Annotated in this window: 18 protein-coding genes and 1 tRNA gene; 4 read left to right on the forward strand and 15 right to left on the reverse strand. The window is 36.7% G+C overall.

Going from position 1 to position 19,368, the window contains the following annotated elements:
- Positions 1 to 5: 5 nt before the first annotated feature.
- The 4 genes from gmd to I3217_RS10210 all read right to left on the reverse strand — a co-directional run bounded on the left by gmd (position 6) and on the right by I3217_RS10210 (position 3,246).
- Positions 6 to 1,124, reverse strand: a complete 1,119-nt coding sequence (gmd, locus tag I3217_RS10195; RefSeq protein WP_435049657.1) for a GDP-mannose 4,6-dehydratase — start codon at positions 1,122 to 1,124, stop codon at positions 6 to 8.
- A 126-nt stretch (positions 1,125 to 1,250) separates the two neighbouring features.
- Positions 1,251 to 1,721, reverse strand: coding sequence for a UpxY family transcription antiterminator (locus I3217_RS10200; RefSeq protein ID WP_435049658.1), 471 nt, complete (start codon positions 1,719 to 1,721; stop codon positions 1,251 to 1,253).
- Positions 1,721 to 2,209, reverse strand: a complete 489-nt coding sequence (locus tag I3217_RS10205; RefSeq protein ID WP_435049659.1) for an ArsR family transcriptional regulator — start codon at positions 2,207 to 2,209, stop codon at positions 1,721 to 1,723. Before I3217_RS10205 ends, I3217_RS10200 begins: the two co-directional genes overlap by 1 nt.
- 347 nt (positions 2,210 to 2,556) lie before the next feature.
- Complete coding sequence (locus tag I3217_RS10210) at positions 2,557 to 3,246, reverse strand: zinc-dependent peptidase (protein WP_435049660.1); 690 nt, start codon at positions 3,244 to 3,246, stop codon at positions 2,557 to 2,559.
- A gap of 475 nt (positions 3,247 to 3,721) precedes the next feature.
- On the opposite strand from I3217_RS10210, the gene I3217_RS10215 reads away from it, so the two are divergent.
- From I3217_RS10215 to I3217_RS10230, 4 genes are read left to right on the forward strand one after another with little or no spacing between them, the layout of a single operon-like run.
- The gene (locus tag I3217_RS10215; RefSeq protein WP_435049661.1) at positions 3,722 to 5,947 is read left to right on the forward strand and encodes a T9SS type A sorting domain-containing protein; all 2,226 of its coding nucleotides are present in this window, start codon (positions 3,722 to 3,724) and stop codon (positions 5,945 to 5,947) included.
- Positions 5,948 to 5,985: 38 nt separating this feature from the next.
- A complete protein-coding gene (locus I3217_RS10220) occupies positions 5,986 to 6,252 on the forward strand; it encodes a hypothetical protein (protein ID WP_435049662.1) in 267 nt (88 codons plus the stop codon).
- Between the two features lie 13 nt (positions 6,253 to 6,265).
- Positions 6,266 to 7,396 (forward strand): hypothetical protein, encoded by a 1,131-nt coding sequence (locus tag I3217_RS10225; RefSeq protein ID WP_435049663.1) that lies wholly within the window; start codon positions 6,266 to 6,268, stop codon positions 7,394 to 7,396.
- 11 nt (positions 7,397 to 7,407) lie between these two features.
- Positions 7,408 to 8,478: a nucleotidyltransferase family protein gene (locus I3217_RS10230; protein WP_435049664.1), complete on the forward strand. Its 1,071-nt coding sequence runs from the start codon at positions 7,408 to 7,410 to the stop codon at positions 8,476 to 8,478.
- Positions 8,479 to 8,494: 16 nt separating this feature from the next.
- On the opposite strand, the gene I3217_RS10235 is transcribed toward I3217_RS10230, so the two are convergent.
- The 11 genes from I3217_RS10235 to murD all read right to left on the reverse strand — a co-directional run bounded on the left by I3217_RS10235 (position 8,495) and on the right by murD (position 19,367).
- Positions 8,495 to 9,196: a thioredoxin domain-containing protein gene (locus tag I3217_RS10235; protein WP_435049665.1), complete on the reverse strand. Its 702-nt coding sequence runs from the start codon at positions 9,194 to 9,196 to the stop codon at positions 8,495 to 8,497.
- A gap of 118 nt (positions 9,197 to 9,314) precedes the next feature.
- Positions 9,315 to 9,388: transfer RNA gene (locus tag I3217_RS10240), tRNA-Arg, on the reverse strand.
- Positions 9,389 to 9,495: 107 nt separating this feature from the next.
- Positions 9,496 to 9,627, reverse strand: coding sequence for a GIY-YIG nuclease family protein (locus tag I3217_RS10245; RefSeq protein WP_435049666.1), 132 nt, complete (start codon positions 9,625 to 9,627; stop codon positions 9,496 to 9,498).
- 80 nt (positions 9,628 to 9,707) lie between these two features.
- Positions 9,708 to 10,157 (reverse strand): GatB/YqeY domain-containing protein, encoded by a 450-nt coding sequence (locus I3217_RS10250; RefSeq protein ID WP_435049667.1) that lies wholly within the window; start codon positions 10,155 to 10,157, stop codon positions 9,708 to 9,710.
- A 98-nt stretch (positions 10,158 to 10,255) separates the two neighbouring features.
- The gene (ftsZ, locus tag I3217_RS10255; protein ID WP_435049668.1) at positions 10,256 to 12,235 is read right to left on the reverse strand and encodes a cell division protein FtsZ; all 1,980 of its coding nucleotides are present in this window, start codon (positions 12,233 to 12,235) and stop codon (positions 10,256 to 10,258) included.
- A gap of 91 nt (positions 12,236 to 12,326) precedes the next feature.
- Positions 12,327 to 13,673 carry a cell division protein FtsA gene (gene ftsA, locus I3217_RS10260; RefSeq protein ID WP_435049669.1) on the reverse strand — a complete coding sequence of 449 codons (1,347 nt, stop codon included), beginning with the start codon at positions 13,671 to 13,673 and terminating at the stop codon, positions 12,327 to 12,329.
- Between the two features lie 3 nt (positions 13,674 to 13,676).
- Positions 13,677 to 14,402 carry a cell division protein FtsQ/DivIB gene (locus I3217_RS10265; protein ID WP_435049670.1) on the reverse strand — a complete coding sequence of 242 codons (726 nt, stop codon included), beginning with the start codon at positions 14,400 to 14,402 and terminating at the stop codon, positions 13,677 to 13,679.
- Positions 14,392 to 15,744: a UDP-N-acetylmuramate--L-alanine ligase gene (gene murC / locus I3217_RS10270; protein WP_435049671.1), complete on the reverse strand. Its 1,353-nt coding sequence runs from the start codon at positions 15,742 to 15,744 to the stop codon at positions 14,392 to 14,394. Before murC ends, I3217_RS10265 begins: the two co-directional genes overlap by 11 nt.
- The gene (gene murG / locus I3217_RS10275) at positions 15,744 to 16,841 is read right to left on the reverse strand and encodes an undecaprenyldiphospho-muramoylpentapeptide beta-N-acetylglucosaminyltransferase (RefSeq protein WP_435049672.1); all 1,098 of its coding nucleotides are present in this window, start codon (positions 16,839 to 16,841) and stop codon (positions 15,744 to 15,746) included. Before murG ends, murC begins: the two co-directional genes overlap by 1 nt.
- A gap of 1 nt (position 16,842) precedes the next feature.
- The gene (locus tag I3217_RS10280) at positions 16,843 to 18,036 is read right to left on the reverse strand and encodes an FtsW/RodA/SpoVE family cell cycle protein (protein WP_435049673.1); all 1,194 of its coding nucleotides are present in this window, start codon (positions 18,034 to 18,036) and stop codon (positions 16,843 to 16,845) included.
- Complete coding sequence (murD, locus tag I3217_RS10285) at positions 18,036 to 19,367, reverse strand: UDP-N-acetylmuramoyl-L-alanine--D-glutamate ligase (RefSeq protein ID WP_435049674.1); 1,332 nt, start codon at positions 19,365 to 19,367, stop codon at positions 18,036 to 18,038. The genes I3217_RS10280 and murD overlap by 1 nt, the downstream gene beginning before the upstream one ends.
- Between the last annotated feature and the right edge of the window lies 1 nt (position 19,368).

The following is a 19,368-nucleotide window of genomic DNA, read 5'->3' on the forward strand; positions in this document are numbered from 1 at the left end:
TTAAATTATTCGAAATAATTTAAAATTTCATAATCTCCATCTTTAAGATACTGATCCTTTTGCATTAGTTTCACGTCACTTTCCATCATATCTTTTACAAGATCCTTCAATTCGTATTCTGGAATCCAACCTAATTTAGTATTAGCCTTAGTTGCATCACCAATTAATAAATCCACCTCTGTAGGTCTGAAATATTTAGGATCTACTGCTAAGACTTGTTTTCCTTCTTCCAACTGAAACTCAGGGTTACTACAAGACACCACATAAGCTTTTTCATTAACACCTTCCCCTTTAAATTCCAAAGTAATACCTACTTCAGCAAATGCCATTTTAACAAACTCTCTTACCGGAGTCGTTTTTCCTGTAGCAATTACCCAGTCTTCAGCTTCTTCGGCCTGAAGAATCATCCACATCATACGTACATAATCCTTGGCATGCCCCCAGTCGCGTTGCGCATCTAAGTTTCCTAAATACAATTTATCCTGTAATCCTAAAGCAATACGAGATACGGCACGCGTAATTTTACGGGTTACAAACGTTTCCCCACGAATTGGAGATTCATGATTGAATAAAATACCATTACACGCATACATACCATAAGCCTCACGGTAGTTTACAGTAATCCAGTACGCATACATTTTAGCAACGGCATACGGGCTACGTGGATAAAACGGGGTTGTTTCTGATTGAGGCACTTCCTGAACTTTACCATATAATTCAGATGTTGATGCCTGATAAATTCTGGTTTTCTTTTCCAGTCCTAATAAACGAACCGCATCTAGAATACGAAGTGTCCCTAATCCATCTGCATTACCCGTATATTCCGGAACTTCAAAAGACACATGTACGTGACTCATTGCAGCCAGGTTATAAATCTCATCTGGTTGAATTTCCTGAATTAATCGAATTAAATTTGTACTATCGGTCATGTCACCATAGTGCAAAAAGAAATTACGTCCGTCAACATGCGGATCTTGATATAAATGATCGATACGATCTGTATTAAACAAAGAAGACCTACGTTTTAAGCCGTGAACCTGATATCCCTTTTTCAATAAAAATTCACTTAAATAGGCTCCATCCTGCCCCGTTACTCCTGTGATTAAAGCTACTTTCTGTTTCATAAGACTGATTATTTTTTTTTAATAGTACAATATACTATATTTTTATTAAGTTTTACTCACGGCTTCGCCGTGGTGCGCCCCATTTCCAGTCGCCCCAACAATTAAAAAAATTAATTAAAATATTCTTTACTGCAATTGCAGTTTTACTACATACCCTAAATCCTTCAACACCACCCAACACTGATTTCCAGATACATACTTCACCGTACCCTGAGCGGCTTCAAAACCTAATTCAGACAGATTTATTTCTGTCCCCGGCTTTAAACTTTCCACTTTTGCACTGTCAAATCCTTTTCCTGTTTCCACCTCGCGAAGCGCATCGACTTCCTCATTTCTCACTACAACCGGCACTCCATTCCAAAACATATAGCGCACTACTCCCGGCACATCAAACACCAGATGACGTTCAGTTTCGCTTACATGCACCAACACCATACTAGGCAACATTGGCACTAATACTTTTTTCTTTCTATCACTCCACTGACGCACTTCCGTTAAAACCGGACAATACGCTTTTACTCCTAAACGCTCCAGTTTTTCGGCAACCTTTTTCTCATTTCTGGATTTTGTATACACCACATGCCATTTACGTTCCATCAGCCCTCCTTTTTACCTTCCACTTCCTTATCGTAAATCACAAAACCATCCGTACGGGTAAAATTGCTGGTCAATGTAAAATTCACTTTACGACCAATTTCCTTTTCTATTTTACTCGCCATCTGGTTAATGTATACCGTATTTAAATCAGCACCTTCTACCACTACATCTATAGTCCCACTATCAATCCCTTCGGCATAATCGCCAATAACAATTACGCGAGCAACATCGCCCATACGGTTCAAAACCGTTTTCACAATAGTATCCAAGCCCACATATTTTCGAACCATATTTTGCAATGGCACAAAAAGCGGGTGCTTCGTATTTGCCTGATATGTTACTTTATTTTGTTCTTTACCCTTACCTAGGTAACCTGCTGAAGATAGTTGATTGAGTTCTTTGCGAACTGCATTAGTAGATTCATTAAACTCCAAAGCCAATCCACGCAGATACCCACTGGTATTTGCATTAAGGAATAACTTAACCAAAATACGGATCCTTGTCTTTGAGGTGATTAAAGATTCTAACATTCGGAGTGATTAATAACGAGTAACAAAACTACTCTTTTTAAATTCCTGACAAAACAAATTCTAAAAAGAATTTCACGAAAACGTTATTGTTAAACTTAAATTAACAGATTCGTAAAATACCCCCTAGAAAAATCAAGGAATTCAAAACTAACAAACTAAAGAAAAACCCCGCTTAAAACTGTATAATCTGTAGACCGAAATCACTCCAAAAAGATATGAATCAATTAGTTAGACTGACAAAAAATATATAACCTGTAAAAAAAGAGTAAAACAACAAAACACAAACGAGTACCAATACTACAGTATTAATACCCTAAAAAATCGAAGTTAAGCATTTGTTTCGCTTTGCTGTATATTTGAGGGAATTGCTGTTTAAACTCCATGGGGCGCTCTATAAAATGCTCCATAACAACAGCTAAAAATTCAAACTGGTTTAAAAACGCATAATCTCTGAAAAAACGGGATTCCAGCAATTCCTTCCGTAAAGACTCATCTTTGGTCAATAAATTAGCGAGTTCCTTAAACGAATCGGCAAAAATGGTAGAACTCACATCGCCTTCCTTCATACTATTTAAATGTATGGCGTGCGTAAATTCGTGAATCCCCAGATTAATATTATCGTTAGTCACCTCCAGCCCAAATTTAAAATCCTCCCAGGAAATGACCAGTGCACGCATTCTCGGATTCATTTCTCCTTTATGATACGCGGCATTTGCCTTGGAATAAAATTTATTCGGGTAAATAAAAATCTTATCTATAAGTCCGATAAAGAAATCTCTAAAACCAAAAGTTAAAATTACCGCATGGGCCGAAATAAGTAATTTCATGTCTTGGGTAACCTCCAAACCTTTACGCCCTATAAACTCTTTATCCTTTATAAAAGACACCACCCGATGATCGAAATACAAACGCTGTTTTGTATTTAAGCCCTTGTAGAAATTAAAGCTTTTATACAATAAATCCTTATCGGCCTGCTCCAGTTTTTTAAGCTTCATATAAAAATGCACATATAAGGGCTTTTTAAATAGAATGACATACACCATTTCCACCATTTTAAAGGAATAGTATATCATTATACAAATAAGCACACATAGAAATATTCCCAAAATCACTTTACTGGGTAGCGTAAATTGCTGTATCCAAGGCACACCTGAAACCATTCAAGAATTAATTTAAGTTAATATAAGTGAGGGAATTGAAACACTAAATTACACATAAACCGCTGAAATACAACACTATTACCCATTTACTAGTTAAAAAGTAAGAAATTTCGCTAAAACACTACTCCCACTCTTACCCCCCTCCGTTAATCTAAGGAAACACACCGTTTAACAAAAAAAATAAAGTTTGTGCGTAATGTAAAACTCACAAACGAAATTTATATATCTTTGTAGCACCTAAACTATCAATTCATTTAAAATCATTAACTTACTCCGTGTAAGTTTGCTATGAATCTTAAAAATTTTAACTATGAAGAAAATTTACTTTTTATTATTAATAGGCTTGGCCTTTACTACTTTGGGGTATGGGCAGACATTCACTATTGCTACCCAAAACTGGGATGGAGCAGGCAACAATTGGCCTAAGCTAGCCACTTCCCCTAGTGAAACTGACCCAAACGACACATCCTCTCAATATTTATGGAGAGAAACTGATCAATTAACTTCGGGCTTAGGATCTATTGGAGGAGCAGGTTCTTCGATAACTGGAAACTTTTTTGGATTAAGAAGCCGTTCTAATACATTTAGCGACTACATGTTATATATGGAACCCATAGATATTTCTGGATATGAAAATATTGAAATAAGTTTTGATTACGAATATATTTCAGCAAATAACACATATACCCCTACAATTTCTTATCAAATTTATGAGTATGACTCAGATGGAAACCCATCTCAGCTAACCGACATCGATATAGTTAGCCAAGGAGCAAACAATAATATAAACGCAAGAACAGTTACGATTCCAATCAATACTTTAAACCCAACCGAGACTACAATTGATTTAAGGATTAATATTAATTTCCATAGAACTCATCAAAATTTTGACGACTTCATAATTGGTCTTGACAATTTTAAAATAATTTCAAACGGCAATTTCAGTGGTTATGTGTTACAGGACGGGACGTGGACCGCACCTCTAAATGCACCCCCAGCCCCCGACTTTTCCACTGGTGGATATAATGCTCTAATCGTCAATGGCACCTACGAAATTTCGACTGATATCGAATTACAAAATATATTTACTGAAGCTGGAGCAGGTATTTCTATTCAATCAACTGGTTCATTAACAGTTAATGACATTAACACTGCTAATAACTTAATTTTAAACTCAACTTCTACAAATTACAGCTCATTAATTGTAAATGGCTCTGTTACTGGCAATGCAAAGTACAGTAGACACGTAAATTCTACTGGTAATGATTTGATTTCATCTCCACTTCCTGGAGAGACCTTTATTGACTTTATCGATACTGACGATAATTTAAGTAACCTAGTCCCTGTTGGTATTAATCAAGTTTTATTTGGTCCATTTGACAAAGACTTTGGAGATTATAGAGATTGGAGTACAGCGGACTTAAACAATGAATTAGAACCTGCGGTTGGATACAGAGCTTCCACATTATCTCAAAATTCTAATTTAGTGTTTTCAGGTAACATTTTAACATCCAGCATATCTAGCTTATTAACATATACAAGTAGATTGGCATCACAATGGAATTTAGTAGGAAATCCTTACACATCATACTTAGACATGAGTAATTTTGTCTCAACAAATATCAGCCTATTCCAAACTGGGAAAGAAGCTGTTTATGGATATGATGGAAATAATGGATGGGTTATCTTTAATCAAAGTACAGACATATTAATGACACCTGGGCAAGGGTTTTATGTAGCAATCCCTTTGGAGAATTCCGGACAATCTTTGATATTTAACCCGAACATGCGTACAATTGGTTCAGATGATGATTTTGTAGCTGGGAGAACCGCTGATATTCACAAAACACATTTTACACTTGCCCTATCAACAGGAGAAACCAAAAGACACACAACTGCTGTTTATTTTAATGATATAGCATCCTTAGGTTTTGATAAAGGTTACGATGCCACCATTTATGGCAATAATTATTCCGGTTTTACTATGTTTACCCAGTTGGTGGAAGATTACTCTAATTTTAAAATTGGTATTCAGACTTTACCAAACAGCAATTTAGGAACTGGTATTGCTATTCCTTTAGGTATTATTGCTCCTAAAGGTGAACAAATTACTTTAGATATTATAGAATCTACGCTTAACGAGGGCGCGACGGTATATCTAGAAGATACTAAAACCAATACCTGGACACTATTATCGGATAAACCTTATACGTTTACTACAGATACGAAATTAAGTGGATTAGGACGTTTTATACTACACACTACAGACCAAAGCAGATTATCTGTAGAAGAAAATATTTTAGAAAGTATTCAAATTTTCACAGGTAGAGAGTCTCTTAGAATTAAAGGCGACTTAGGCAAAAACACAAAGCTAAGTCTTTACGACATTCAAGGTAGACAAATTACCAATACGATCTTAAACAACACAGTAAGAGAATACACATTAAGTACGGTAGGTTATACTAGCGGTGTTTACATTGTTAAAATTGAAAATGAGTTAGGTAACCAAATTTCGAAACGCGTTATTTTAAAATAATATTTTGATTACAAAAAACTTATTTTATATTTACAACTATGAAAAAGGAAAATAAGCATACAGAAATTACTCGTAAAGAGGCCCTGAAAAAAATGGGTAAATACGCTGCTTTTACAGCCATAGGTACGTTTGCAGTATTAAATCCTTTACGTGCGCAGGAAACCAGTTTACCTGTGAATCCGGGAGGAAATACACCTAACGGAAACGCAAACGGTCTTGATAATGGAAACGGAAATGGTAATAACCCAGCAGTAGACAATTCTAATTCCCAAATCGACAAAAATCAGGTTAAGAATAATTTTTAAGTATTAAAATACTTTGAATAGGTCTTTAAAGCCTAAACATACACAATCCGTTAACGATGTAACGATACTTTGGTTTGAAACTTCAAACCGGTATGCCATAATCGCTAACGGATTGTTCTATTACATACAACTCTATTTTACTTCCGATTCCGAAACAGCCTTTATACAGCACTGCATACAGGAATCAAAGCTTCCAACTACACAAGCAACAACCTTACTGAATGATATAAAGGGATTTCTGAAAGATCTTAATCGGCCTTTAAATTCAGAAGAACCATATCCAGAGACTACTTTAACCCAACAGTACTTATTTACTACCTATTATAGATGTCTGGGATTTCAATTTGAAATTAATTTTGAATCCGAATCCTTAAAGGAATATATCCATCCACAGATTGCCCACTTAGAAACTGAAACAAATACAAACGCCGATTTTAGTTTTCAGATCAATACTAAACACAGCACATTACAGCTGTTCAAAAACAAAAATTTTATAAAAGCATTCGAACAACGCTATTACAATAAACTGCAGGGCAAGTTTAACATGGAGCTCCTTTGCTCCCTTTATGAAAACACAGAACATGACTGGATAGGCCTTTTACACGCCTCCACGATTTCCAATGGTCAATCCTCCGTGACTCTTATTGGCACTTCCGGAAGCGGAAAAAGCACGTTGACGAGTTTATTAGCTTTTAATGGCTATGAGCTAATGGCGGACGATACCACACCTATTTTAAGGGAAAATTTACACAGCTATTATTTTCCGGGAGCCATTTCCATTAAACAAGGTGCCTTCGACATTTTAAAACCGTATGCGCCTCAAATAGACACTTTGCCATCTTGTTTTTTAAGATCCTATAAAGGCCCTATAAAATATCTTCCAACTCCGGAACCCACAAAAACCCATTTGCCATGTAATACAGTCGTTTTAGTAAATTATCAAGCCAAAGCAGAAACCAGTCTTGAAGCACTTTCCATAAAAGAAGCTCTGGAAATTCTTATTCCCGATTCCTGGCTTTCACCAAAGCCTGAAAATGCAAAAGCCTTTTTAAACTGGATTAGCACACTTACCTGTTATAAATTAACTTACAGTAACAATACCGAGGCTATTGCTGTTTTTTCTACTATATTTAAAAACGAATAGGATTTTCGTTTATGAATAGCACCGAGCAGACTTTACAGCATTTAGCTAAAATTTTAAATTTTGAAAACAATGCCAAAGCATTACAAAAGGCTATTCAAACTAATGAAATAGACTGGGAAGCAGTTATAGCATTTGGTAGCAACCACTTGGTAATACCAACGCTATACTCCAGATTATGCTCCAAAGGCCTTTTAAAGGATTTACCAGAAGACTTATACCAATATCAGAAATATATTTACGATTTAAACCTGGAACGGAACAAGGCGCTTTTACAAGAAGTCCACATGATAAATAACTGGTTTAATCAGGCAGATATTCCTCACGTCTTTCTAAAAGGAGCCGCAATGATCGCTTCAGACTATTATAATAATATTGGGGAACGCATGTTGGGAGACATCGATGTACTCGTTCCAAAACATCTTTGCCAGAAAGCCTTTGATTTATTACTCAGTAAAGGTTATAACTATGCCAAAACGCCTACCATAAACCCGAAATATTTTGAAGACAAACACCTCTTGCGTTTAGCCTCTGAAGCATTTTTAGGGGCGGTAGAAATCCATTTTAAGTTACTGGACACCGATCAGGATATTTTACAGCCACAGGCCGTCTTGGACGAAAGGATATTGACAAAAAACACGAACATCCCGATACCTTGTACGAAGCATTTACTGATTCATAATGTACTTAATTTTCAAGTTAACGATTTAGGATCGTATTACAATTTTATTGGTCTGAAAAACGTTTACGACACGCTGGTGCTTTTACCTCATGTTTCAGAACCTGAGCATAAATATGCCCTTAGCAACAAACACATTGTAAATAATTTCAATTTAGGACGGCTTTATTTTAATGTGTTTCCAAAACCTAAGACCACTGCTTTGTTAAAATTAAAAGCTAAGGTTTACCGGCTTAAAAACAGGTATCCGAAATTCAGAACGCTGCATTATAAAACATTATCATATCTGCAGTTATCGCAATTATTAAGCCATAGAATCTGGTTTTTTATAAAGAATAAGCATTACCGAACTGATGTGCTTAATGACAGAAAACGAATTCTTAAATTTATTAAATCGAAGTTATAAACTTAAAATTAAATACTTACTGCAACTGTTTTAAGACGTCGTCTTTTTCTATAAACCCCGAATGATTCCAGATAAGTTCTTTGTTTTTATACAACTGAAGCACAGGAAGCGCATCCACCTTTAAGGTTTTACACAGGCTTCGATTCTTATCGGCATCTATACGAACAACCTTTACAGAACCAGACATATCTTCAGTGATTTCCTTTAAATAAGGTTCCATTTTTTTACAGGGCAGACACCATTCTGCATAAAAGTCGACCAATACCTGTTTATCTGAATTCAACATATGCTGAAATTCCGCCATAGTCATCCCCGAATCCACTCCAACAGCTTCTTCCGGCAGGTTTTCACTACGCCATTTTACAATACCACCTTGCATTTCATACACTTTTGAAAATCCTTCGGCTCGCATTTTCTGAGCTGCTTTAGCACTACGGCCACCACTTAAACAGTATACAATTACCGGTTTCGATTTATCTAAAGACGCAATCTGATTCTCAAAATTAACAGCTTTGTAATTGTAATTTTTTGAATTTGCCAAATGTCCGCCAGCATATTCTTCCGGTGTTCTTACATCTATAATTTCCATTTCAGGATGTTTTTTAATAACATCAGCTATAGCGCCCGGAGTCAGCATATCATTTTTATCCTGAGCACAAGCTGAATTACCAATGAGCAAAAAACATAAACAGATGATATATATATAACGTGTTTTCATAATATAAAGTTACTGAAAATATAAAGTGATTATTTTATTTATAATATTTTTAACCAAAGTTAAGACTCAAAAATAAAAAAGCGCAATTAACAGAATGCTATTAATTACGCTTGTGTTGTGACCGCGGAGGGATTCGAACCCCCAACCCTCAGAGCCGAAATCTGATATTCTATCCAGTTGAACTACGCAGCCTTTTATAATATACTTTTTAAAAACTCTCTTCCTACACCAGTTTTTAAAAACTTTTCATAGTTTCTCGCTTCAATTCTACTATTAAAACTTTTTTGAAAAACCAATTCTCACGGCATAAATCCCTTAGTAGATCTATTTTTACCCTGATTATGTTCCTTGATCCTTCTAACTAAATCTTGTGTCATTCCTTTATATAAACGACCATCCTTTGAACTCCTTATGACATAAACAAAATACACTCTATTCGTGTTACTTGCCGAAACCTGCCTGTCGGCAGGCAGGTACGCAGCCAGCTCCTGAAAATATTCAGGATTATATGTTAAGCTAAGTTTTTCTTTACTATGGCAGAAATGGTTTTGCCATCGGCTTTACCAGTAAGCTGTCCACTTACAACGCCCATAACCTTCCCCATATCTTTCATACCTTCAGCTCCAAGATCTTTAATAGCAGCAAGTACAACAACCTCTATTTCTGCTTCAGACAAAGCTTCTGGCAAAAACTGACTTATAACTTCTGCTTCAGCCAATTCCGGATCGGCTAAATCCTGTCTGCCCTGCTCCACATAAATAGCAGCGCTATCCTTGCGTTGTTTTACCAACTTCTGAAGTAATTTAAGCTCCTGCTCTTCTGTTAATTCTGTTGTAGAACCTGTTTCTGTCTGAGCTAATAAGATAGCCGATTTTACTGCACGTAATGCGGTAAGAGCAGCCTGATCTTTAGCTTTCATGGCAGTCTTAAGCGCTGTCATGATATCTTGTTGTAAACTCATAATTTAAATTTGATGCGAATATAAAAAGAAAAACCCGAAAATCTCAAAGAGTTTTCGGGTTTAAAAGCTAAAAACACTTAACTAAATTTGCTATTAATCTAATCAACGTTATCGTGCAAAAACGAATTATTACTTCTTAGCTGAATATCATTATTGTCGTCTACGCCTAAACTGGTTTTAGACATATTATTTTCCGATGAATGCTGAGTTTCATTAAGATTAATTCCCAAACGTTTGTACGCCGGAATTTTCTCGATTTCATCAATTTTAGAATTATTGAATTTATAGTTAAAATCCTTCATCTTACGTCTGCGCTCTTCAGCACGTTCTTTAAGCATATCAGAAATCGGGCTGTTCATAGGATCTACATCTTCTGCCTTCTGCGGTTGCGATGTTAACTCCTTATATTCCTCTTTCTTTACAAAGCTGATATTGTTATTGAATTGACTTAAAGCTCTGTCTTCTACCGGCTTTTGAGCAGGCTTTCTTACTTCTCGAATAGATTCGCTGTGATCGTCTAACACATATCGAATTTCACCTTTATCTGTCGCTTCAGTCACATTAACCAATTCTACATAATCGTTTACCGGTAAATGTTTAATTCGGCTTTCTTCTTCAAGACTATGCTTCACTACCTTATTCTCCTCTTCTTCAACTTCAGGCTTATTGGTTAAAGGTAAATCGAAAGACAAGGTAATCTGTTTTTCTTCTTCGGCATCAAAATTCTGAACCGGTTGTCTGGTTTCAGCTTTTACCTCGGTAAACACAAAATCATTAGCATCAACTTCAGAGATATCTTCATACTGTACCTCTATATTTTTTATCGCATCTGTGGTCTGAATTAAATCAGATGGCGTTACTTCCGGTTTAACAGATACTGGCTTTTTTGGTTCTGCATGAGCTTCAAAAGCATCTAAATCGTTAAGATCTAAGGTGTGTCTTACCACTTTAGGTTCTTCTTTTTTAAGCTCAATATTAGGAGTGATTATTGCAGGCTCCCTTTCTTTTTTTGTTTCCTGTTTTTCTTTATTCTGATCTTCTTCTAATGAATGAATAACGCGCTTTGCTTCGGTATTCGAAATTTCATCCTGCTGATCTAAGTTAAAACCCGTAGCGATGATGGTTACAGCGATTGATTCTTCTAAAGAGTCATCTTCACCAACCCCCATAATAATGTTTGCTCCATGACCAGCTTCACTCTGAATGTGATCGTTAATTTCTCCAATCTCATCAATAGTAATTTCCTGAGCACCCGAAACGATAAGCAACAATACGTTTTTAGCACCCGAAATTTTATTATCGTTAAGCAACGGAGAATCTAAAGCTTTCATAATTGCATCTTTAGCTCTGTTTTGACCAGAAGCTACAGACGATCCCATAATAGCTGAACCACTATTACTTAATACAGTTTTCGCATCACGTAAATCGATGTTTTGCGTGTAGTGATGTGTAATAACTTCGGCTATACCACGAGCAGCTGTAGATAGCACTTCGTCCGCCTTAGAAAAACCGGCTTTAAAGCCTAAATTTCCATACACTTCACGAAGTTTATTATTATTAATAACAATTAAAGAATCAACAACATTTCTTAATTTTTCAATACCTTTTTGAGCTTGTTCGTTACGCATTTTACCTTCAAACTGAAAAGGCATAGTAACAATACCAACGGTTAATACATCTAAATCTTTAGCCATTTTAGCTATTATAGGCGCTGCACCTGTACCGGTACCACCTCCCATACCAGCGGTAATAAAGATCATTTTTGTGTTAGTATCCAACATACGTTTGATGTCTTCGTAGCTTTCTACGGCAGACTGTTCACCAATTTCAGGGTTTGCTCCCGCTCCTAAACCTTCGGTAAGGTCTAAACCTAACTGAATTTTGTTTGGCACACCACTGTTTTGTAAGGCTTGTGCATCTGTATTACAGATTACAAAATCTACACCTTTAATGCCCTGCTGGAACATGTGATTGATAGCATTGCTACCTCCTCCTCCAACACCAATAACCTTAATGACATTGGATTGGTTTTTTGGTAAATCAAATGAGATACTTCCGAATTCTTTGTTGCTGCTCATAAATTCTTATTTACTGGTTTTGTTCTTTACTTTTAAGTATTGATTCTTTTGTTTAAATATTCCTGTTTTTGAATATTAGTGGTCGTTAGTATTATTCTGCGTTATCCAGAAAATCTTTAATTTTATCTGTAAACTTGTCTAAAAAGTTTTTACGTTCTCTTCTTACTGGTGGTATTTCCTGTTTCGGCGCTTCTGTTTCCTCTTGCGCTCCGCCTTCTGCACCTGAAATCTCCTCCGGTTTTGGCTCTTCCTTAATAACAGCTTCTTTGCGCTTACGCTCCTGATGCTTTAATCCGTCTAAAACCAATCCAACACTGGTAGCGTATAACGGACTTGTAATATCTTCGTTACTATCGCCTGCCAGGTGTTCGTTAGGATATCCTATTCTGGTATCCATTCCGGTGATATATTCCACCAATTGTTTTAAATGTTTTAACTGAGCCCCTCCTCCGGTTAATACAATACCCGCAATTAATTTTTTCTTTTGTTCTTCATGCCCGTAATTTTTAATTTCTAAAAATACCTGCTCAATAATTTCTACTACACGAGCGTGAATGATTTTAGATAAATTTTTAAGGGTAATTTCTTTTGGTTCACGACCTCTCAACCCAGGAATAGACACAATTTCGTTATCCTTATTCTCTCCGGGCCAAGCCGATCCAAACTTAATTTTTAATAATTCAGCCTGCTTTTCAATAATAGAACAGCCTTCCTTTATATCTTCGGTAATGACATTTCCTCCGAAAGGTATTACAGCGGTATGTCTGATGATTCCATCTTTAAAAACAGCTAAATCGGTAGTACCACCACCGATATCGATCAAAGCTACTCCGGCTTCTTTTTCTTCCTGACTTAACACCGCATTAGCTGAAGCTAATGGTTCAAGTGTAAGACGCTCCAGTTCCAGATCTGAACTTTTAATACAACGCCCGATATTTCTTATTGAAGACACCTGCCCTACAACCACATGAAAATTAGCTTCCAGTCTGCCACCGTGCATACCAATTGGCTCTTTAATTTCGGACTGTCCGTCTATTTTATATTCCTGTGGTAAAACATGAATAATTTCTTCTCCAGGAAGCATTACCAGCTTGTGCACCTGATTGATTAACTTATCGATATCGCTATCGTCAATTACCGTTTCAGAATTGGGTCTGGTAATGTAATCGCTGTGCTGCAGACTTCTAATATGTTGACCGGCAATACCCACGGTTACGCCTTCTATTTTTGTTCCGGAAGCTGCTTCTGCTTCCTGAACAGCCTGTTGTATAGACTGTATGGTTTGGGTTATATTACTTACCACACCACGATGCACACCCAAACTCTTAGAGCGGCCAATACCCAGTATTTCTAATTTTCCATAATCGTTTTTACGCCCAATCATGGCCACAATTTTCGTGGTTCCAATATCTAATCCAACTGCTATATTATGTTCCATAGTTTAGTTTTTGGTGCACACCACTTGATTGTCGAATTGCAAATTAATAGTACTATAATCATTAAGCGTATGTTCCTTCATAGCCTTTTTGTAAAACACTTTTAGATTATTTATTTTTTTATCTAATTGATTTAATTGTCCTAAATACACGTTAAAACTGTATTGTCTTAATTTTAAAGAAACGGATTGGTCTTTATTTTGATGGATCTCGACCACATGTTTCTTTAAGAATGCATCATTATAAACTTTCTGAGCAATTTTAAAAACGTTACTCAAGTTATTTTTTTCAACATGACCAACAACAAAAGGTACTCGAGCTGTATAATTAGACGATAGCGGCATATAACCTCCTTCATCGTCTAAATAATAAGACGTAGCAGCGCGAACGCGCGCAATAGGTTTTTTCTGTTCAATTTCTGCTTTAAGTAATCCGTCTACACCTACATACACTTCAGCAGTTTTTATCATAGGGTTAGAATTCAGGGCAAACTCCAATCTATTCAAATCTAAAGCTTCTTTCTCCAAGTTTAAAGGGTCTGCTTCATTTTGTATTAACAACTTACTAACAGTTTCATGGGTGATAAACAGATTGTTGTCTCCTAAAAAACTAATTTCCGGCTGCGACACTTTTCGCTGTCCGTTTCTTACCGAAGCAAAAGCAAAAAGAGACAGCACCACCACAAGCAATACTACCAACTTAACAGAACCCCAATGTATTTTAAATGCCATTTAATACCTGTTTTATGCGTTCTACTTCAGTTCCTATATCGCCTGCTCCAAGGGTTATTACCACCTGAGCATCGCTTGTTTTAATCGTATTTACCAGCTCATCCTTTGTAACCAGCTGCTTTTTATCGTTCTCTATTTTATCTAATAGCCAAGCCGATGTTACGCCTTCTATAGGCAATTCTCTTGCAGGATAAATATCCAGTAACACCACTTCATCAAACTGAGACAAGCGTTTTGCAAAATCCTCTGCAAAATCTCTGGTTCTGCTAAATAAATGTGGCTGAAAAACTGCCAGCACTTTTTTACCCGGATACATTTCTCTTACCGCCTGATGCACGGCATGAATTTCTTCCGGATGATGCGCATAATCATCTATAAAAACCAGATTCTCGGTTTTTAAATGATATGTAAACCGTCTTTTAACCCCTTTATAGAATGCTAAAGCTTTGGCGAGCTGCTGGTGAGGGCAACCATACTCGACAGCCATCGCCAAGGCTATTAATGCATTCGACAGATTATGTCTACCAGGCAGGTTAAATTGCAAATCTTTAATTACAGTAGTAGGTGTTTTTAAATCGAACACATAACTACCGTTATGTACACTAATATTTTGAGCCACATAGTCTGAATCGTCTTCCAGACCATAGGTTAATCCTTTAATTGGTAATCCGTTTTTAACAAACAACTTCCCCTTTGGCTTTACTCTGTTAGAGAAATCAACAAACGATTCCTGCAAAGCTTCTGCCTGACCATAAATATCCAGATGATCGGCATCCATAGATGTAATACAGGCCATATCCGGAGATAGCGTTAAAAACGATCTATCAAATTCATCTGCTTCCACAACTGAAACTTCAGTGCCTTTAGAAATGAAGTTGGAATTATAATTCTCGCTAATCCCGCCTAAAAACCCTGTTAACGGCACATTACATTCATATAGCAAATGCGCCAGAATACTGGTTGTTGTGGTTTTACCATGCGTCCCCGCAACAGCAAAACAAAATGTATTTTCTGTAATCAGCCCTAAAACTTCTGATCGTTTTAAAACCGTAAAACTCTTATTGTTTTTAAAATAAACCAGCTCTTTATTATCCTTTGGAATCGCTGGCGTATACACTACCAAAGTTGTATCGTAGTTTAAAAAGCGGTCATCTATATTAGCAACTGAATCGTCAAAATGTACAGCTATACCCAAAACCTCAAGGGCTTCGGTAACCAGCGATGGTGTTTTATCGTAACCAGCAACCTGTTTTCCATTGGCATGAAAATAGCGCGCCAAAGCACTCATGCCTATGCCGCCTATACCAATAAAATACACGTTATGTACACCTTTTAAATCCATTACTTCTGTAACAACTTTTCTACTTCGTCTGCTATATCTTTTGTAGCATTTACCAATGCCAGCTTTTTAATATTCTTTCCTAACTGCTCCTGCTTTTCCTTCGATTCTACCAGCAGTGAAAACTTATTTTCAAAATCTACTTCGAGATCACTTTCTTTTATTAAAACGGCAGCATTTTTCTCAACTATAGCCATCGCGTTTTTAGTCTGATGATCTTCTGCCACATTTGGTGACGGAATAAAAATGACAGGCTTACCTACAATACACAATTCTGAAACAGAACTTGCTCCAGCTCGTGATATGATAATATCTGCCGCCGCATATGCTAAATCCATATCGTTTAAATAGGCATGCACCTGTACGTGCTTCGTATGACTGTAAATTTTATAGGTCTCGTAATACAACTTACCACATTGCCAGATAATCTGAACATTACGCACTTGCAAATAATCCAGTTCCTTTTTCAACAGTTCGTTAATACGTTTCGCTCCTAAACTCCCGCCAATAACTAATAAGGTCTTTTTATCAGGAACCAGATTAAAAAAGGCCTTAGCCTCTTCGCGTTTTGAAGCGATATTCAACAAGCTCTGACGCACCGGATTTCCGGTTTTTATAATTTTACCCGCAGGAAAAAAGCGATCCAACCCATCATAGGCCACACATATTTTCTGCACCTTTTTTCCCAGTAGTTTATTTGTAATTCCTGGAAAAGAATTTTGCTCCTGAATTAACGCTGGTATACGTTTACCTGCAGCCGCCTGTAATATAGGACCACTGGCAAAACCTCCGGTTCCTATAACCACATCCGGTTTAAAACGTTTAACAATTTTTCGGGCATTAAACAAACTATTAATAAGCTTAAAAGGAAACATTAAGTTTTTTAAGGTCAATTCCCGTTGTATTCCAGAAATCCACAAGCCTTCAATATCATACCCCGCCTGAGGCACCTTTTCCATCTCCATTCTATCTTTAGCCCCCACAAAAAGAAATTTAGCATCGGGATACCGTTGCTTCATTTCGTTTGCAATAGCTATAGCCGGGTAAATATGCCCGCCTGTGCCACCTCCTGATAATATGATACGATAGTTTTTACTCATTTTATACTGCCTCCGCCAGAATATCTAACGGATTATCTTCATCTAATTCTTGTTCTTTTACTTCTTCGCTCTTAGTGCTTACACTTAAAATTATACCTATAGCAAAACAGGTCATCCAGATTGAGGTTCCCCCACTACTTATTAAAGGCAGTGTTTGCCCTGTAACCGGAAACAACTCTACCGCTACAGCCATATTAATTAAAGCTTGCACTACAATTGGCAATCCTACACCAAGCACCACCAGCATACCAAAAACAGTCTGTGCCTTTTGTGCCACAATTATTATTCTAAATAATAACCACATATAAATAACCATAAGAATAACACCGCCAATAAGCCCGTATTCTTCAATAATTATGGCATAAATAAAATCTGAAGACGACTGAGGTAAAAAATTCTTTTGAATACTTTTACCCGGGCCCATCCCCTGTATTCCTCCAGAAGCTATTGCTATTTTTGCTTTTTCTATCTGATAATCTTCTTCGGTATCCTCACCGTTGCTAAAATTTTCAATTCGGCTTATCCAGGTATCCACACGGTTTGGCATAAGATCTGGAAATGCCTTTGCTGTCAACACAAACAAAGCAAGACCAAGTACACCGGCACCAACAATCAGCATTAAATATTTTATAGGATAACCTCCTAAAAACACCAAAACCAATACCGTTAAAAAGATAATTGCCGTCGTAGAAAAATTAGCCGGCAAAATTAACATAAGTACAAAGAAAACCGGCATCCAAAGTGGAAAAATTGAGGCCTGAAACGAAATTTTTTTATCGGCCATTTTCGACATGTATTTCGCCACATAAACCATTAAAACCACAGCCGCAAATGTAGAGGTCTGAAAGGACATATTCACCAGCGGAATCTGTATCCATCTGCTGGCATTTGCCCCATCAATTGTGGTTCCCTGAAACATAGTAATTACAAGTAACGCCAGAACCACAGGTATCATAACTATAGACAAACCTCTAAAATATCGGTACGGAATTTTATGCACGCCATACATAATTCCGAAACCGAACACTAAATGCATAAAATGCTTAAGAAAAAACGTAAAAGTAGATGCACTCCCGCCCATATAGGCAAGATTACTAGCCGCACTATATACCGGCAAAAACGAAAATATCGCCAGTAAAGCTGCTATAGCCCAAATAGACCTGTCTCCTTTTAAGTTTCTAAAAAATTCCTGCATTATAAATTTCTAACTGCTTCTTTAAATTGTCTTCCGCGATCTTCGTAATTTTCAAACAAATCAAAACTTGCACAAGCCGGAGATAACAATACATTATCACCCGATTCAGCCAGCTTATAAGCAATCTTTACAGCCTCTGCCATAAACTGCGTTTCTACAATAACATCTACCATATTACTAAAGTGCTGTAACAACTTTTCGTTGTTCACACCCAAACAAATAATAGCTTTTACCTTTTCGTTTACAAACGGAAACAATTCTTCGTAATTATTCCCTTTATCTTCACCACCTACTATCCATATCGTTGGAGCAGTCATACTCTCCAAAGCATAATATGTCGCATTTACATTAGTTGCCTTAGAATCGTTTATATACTGCACTTTATTAATTTTTAAAACATGCTCTAAACGATGTTCCACCCCCTGAAAATTTTCCAGACTCTCTCTTATCGTTTGTTTTCTTATTTTTAATAAGTGCGCCACAGTCGAGGCTGCCATGGCGTTTTTAATGTTATGTTTACCCTCTAAGGCTAAATTTTTTGTAGGCATAGTTATATGATTGTTATCTATAGTTATTTTTATATTTTCATTTTCTAAACACGCTCCGTTTTCAATAGGTTTCACCAATGAGAACGGTAGCAAGGTTGATTTTACCGGATGTATCTCTAACCAGTTCACCAGAACTTCATCATCGGCATCATAAATCAGATAATCATCAGCTGTCTGATTCATTGCTATTCTGAATTTCGCTGCCACATAAGCATCAAAATCGTAATTGTACCGATTTAAATGATCTGGAGTTATATTGGTTATTACAGCAATTTTCGGCTTAAAAGTTTCAATATCATCCAACTGAAAACTACTAATCTCCAACACATAATTCCTGTAATTCTTTTCCAGCAATTGCTTCGCAAAACTATCACCAATATTACCTGCAAGTCCAACCTCCAGCTCCTGTTTTAAAATATGATGCGTTAACGAAGCCGTTGTTGTTTTACCGTTACTCCCTGTGATTCCAACAATAGTTGCATGTGTAAATCGAGAAGCAAACTCAATTTCTGAAATCACGGGAATGCCGGCTGCTATTAATCGTCCAACTAGATTCACGGTGCTCGGAATGCCAGGACTTTTCATTACAATATCTGCATTGAGAATTTTAGCTTCTGTATGCTGCTCTTCCTCCCAATCTATCTTATTATTTAAAAGAACATCTTTGTACTTCTGTTTTATTTTTCCTTTATCGGACACAAAAACATCGTATCCTTTTGCTTTCCCTAAAAGCGCTGTTCCCACACCACTTTCTCCTCCTCCAAGAATAACCAGACGCTTCATA

Source organism: Formosa sp. S-31 (assembly GCF_051172795.1).
GTDB lineage: Bacteria > Bacteroidota > Bacteroidia > Flavobacteriales > Flavobacteriaceae > Formosa.

Excerpts from the sequence above, each read along its gene's own strand:
- murC (WP_435049671.1), bottom strand. The coding sequence starts at position 15,744 with ATGGATTTAAAAGGTGTACATAACGTGTATTTTATTGGTATAGGCGGC.
- I3217_RS10220 (WP_435049662.1), top strand. The coding sequence starts at position 5,986 with ATGAAAAAGGAAAATAAGCATACAGAAATTACTCGTAAAGAGGCCCTG.
- I3217_RS10215 (WP_435049661.1), top strand. The coding sequence starts at position 3,722 with ATGAAGAAAATTTACTTTTTATTATTAATAGGCTTGGCCTTTACTACT.
- I3217_RS10200 (WP_435049658.1), bottom strand. The coding sequence starts at position 1,721 with ATGGAACGTAAATGGCATGTGGTGTATACAAAATCCAGAAATGAGAAA.
- ftsZ (WP_435049668.1), bottom strand. The coding sequence starts at position 12,235 with ATGAGCAGCAACAAAGAATTCGGAAGTATCTCATTTGATTTACCAAAA.
- I3217_RS10280 (WP_435049673.1), bottom strand. The coding sequence starts at position 18,036 with ATGCAGGAATTTTTTAGAAACTTAAAAGGAGACAGGTCTATTTGGGCT.
- murG (WP_435049672.1), bottom strand. The coding sequence starts at position 16,841 with ATGAGTAAAAACTATCGTATCATATTATCAGGAGGTGGCACAGGCGGG.
- murD (WP_435049674.1), bottom strand. The coding sequence starts at position 19,367 with ATGAAGCGTCTGGTTATTCTTGGAGGAGGAGAAAGTGGTGTGGGAACA.
- gmd (WP_435049657.1), bottom strand. The coding sequence starts at position 1,124 with ATGAAACAGAAAGTAGCTTTAATCACAGGAGTAACGGGGCAGGATGGA.
- I3217_RS10230 (WP_435049664.1), top strand. The coding sequence starts at position 7,408 with ATGAATAGCACCGAGCAGACTTTACAGCATTTAGCTAAAATTTTAAAT.
- I3217_RS10210 (WP_435049660.1), bottom strand. The coding sequence starts at position 3,246 with ATGAAGCTTAAAAAACTGGAGCAGGCCGATAAGGATTTATTGTATAAA.
- I3217_RS10250 (WP_435049667.1), bottom strand. The coding sequence starts at position 10,157 with ATGAGTTTACAACAAGATATCATGACAGCGCTTAAGACTGCCATGAAA.
- I3217_RS10235 (WP_435049665.1), bottom strand. The coding sequence starts at position 9,196 with ATGAAAACACGTTATATATATATCATCTGTTTATGTTTTTTGCTCATT.
- I3217_RS10265 (WP_435049670.1), bottom strand. The coding sequence starts at position 14,402 with ATGGCATTTAAAATACATTGGGGTTCTGTTAAGTTGGTAGTATTGCTT.
- ftsA (WP_435049669.1), bottom strand. The coding sequence starts at position 13,673 with ATGGAACATAATATAGCAGTTGGATTAGATATTGGAACCACGAAAATT.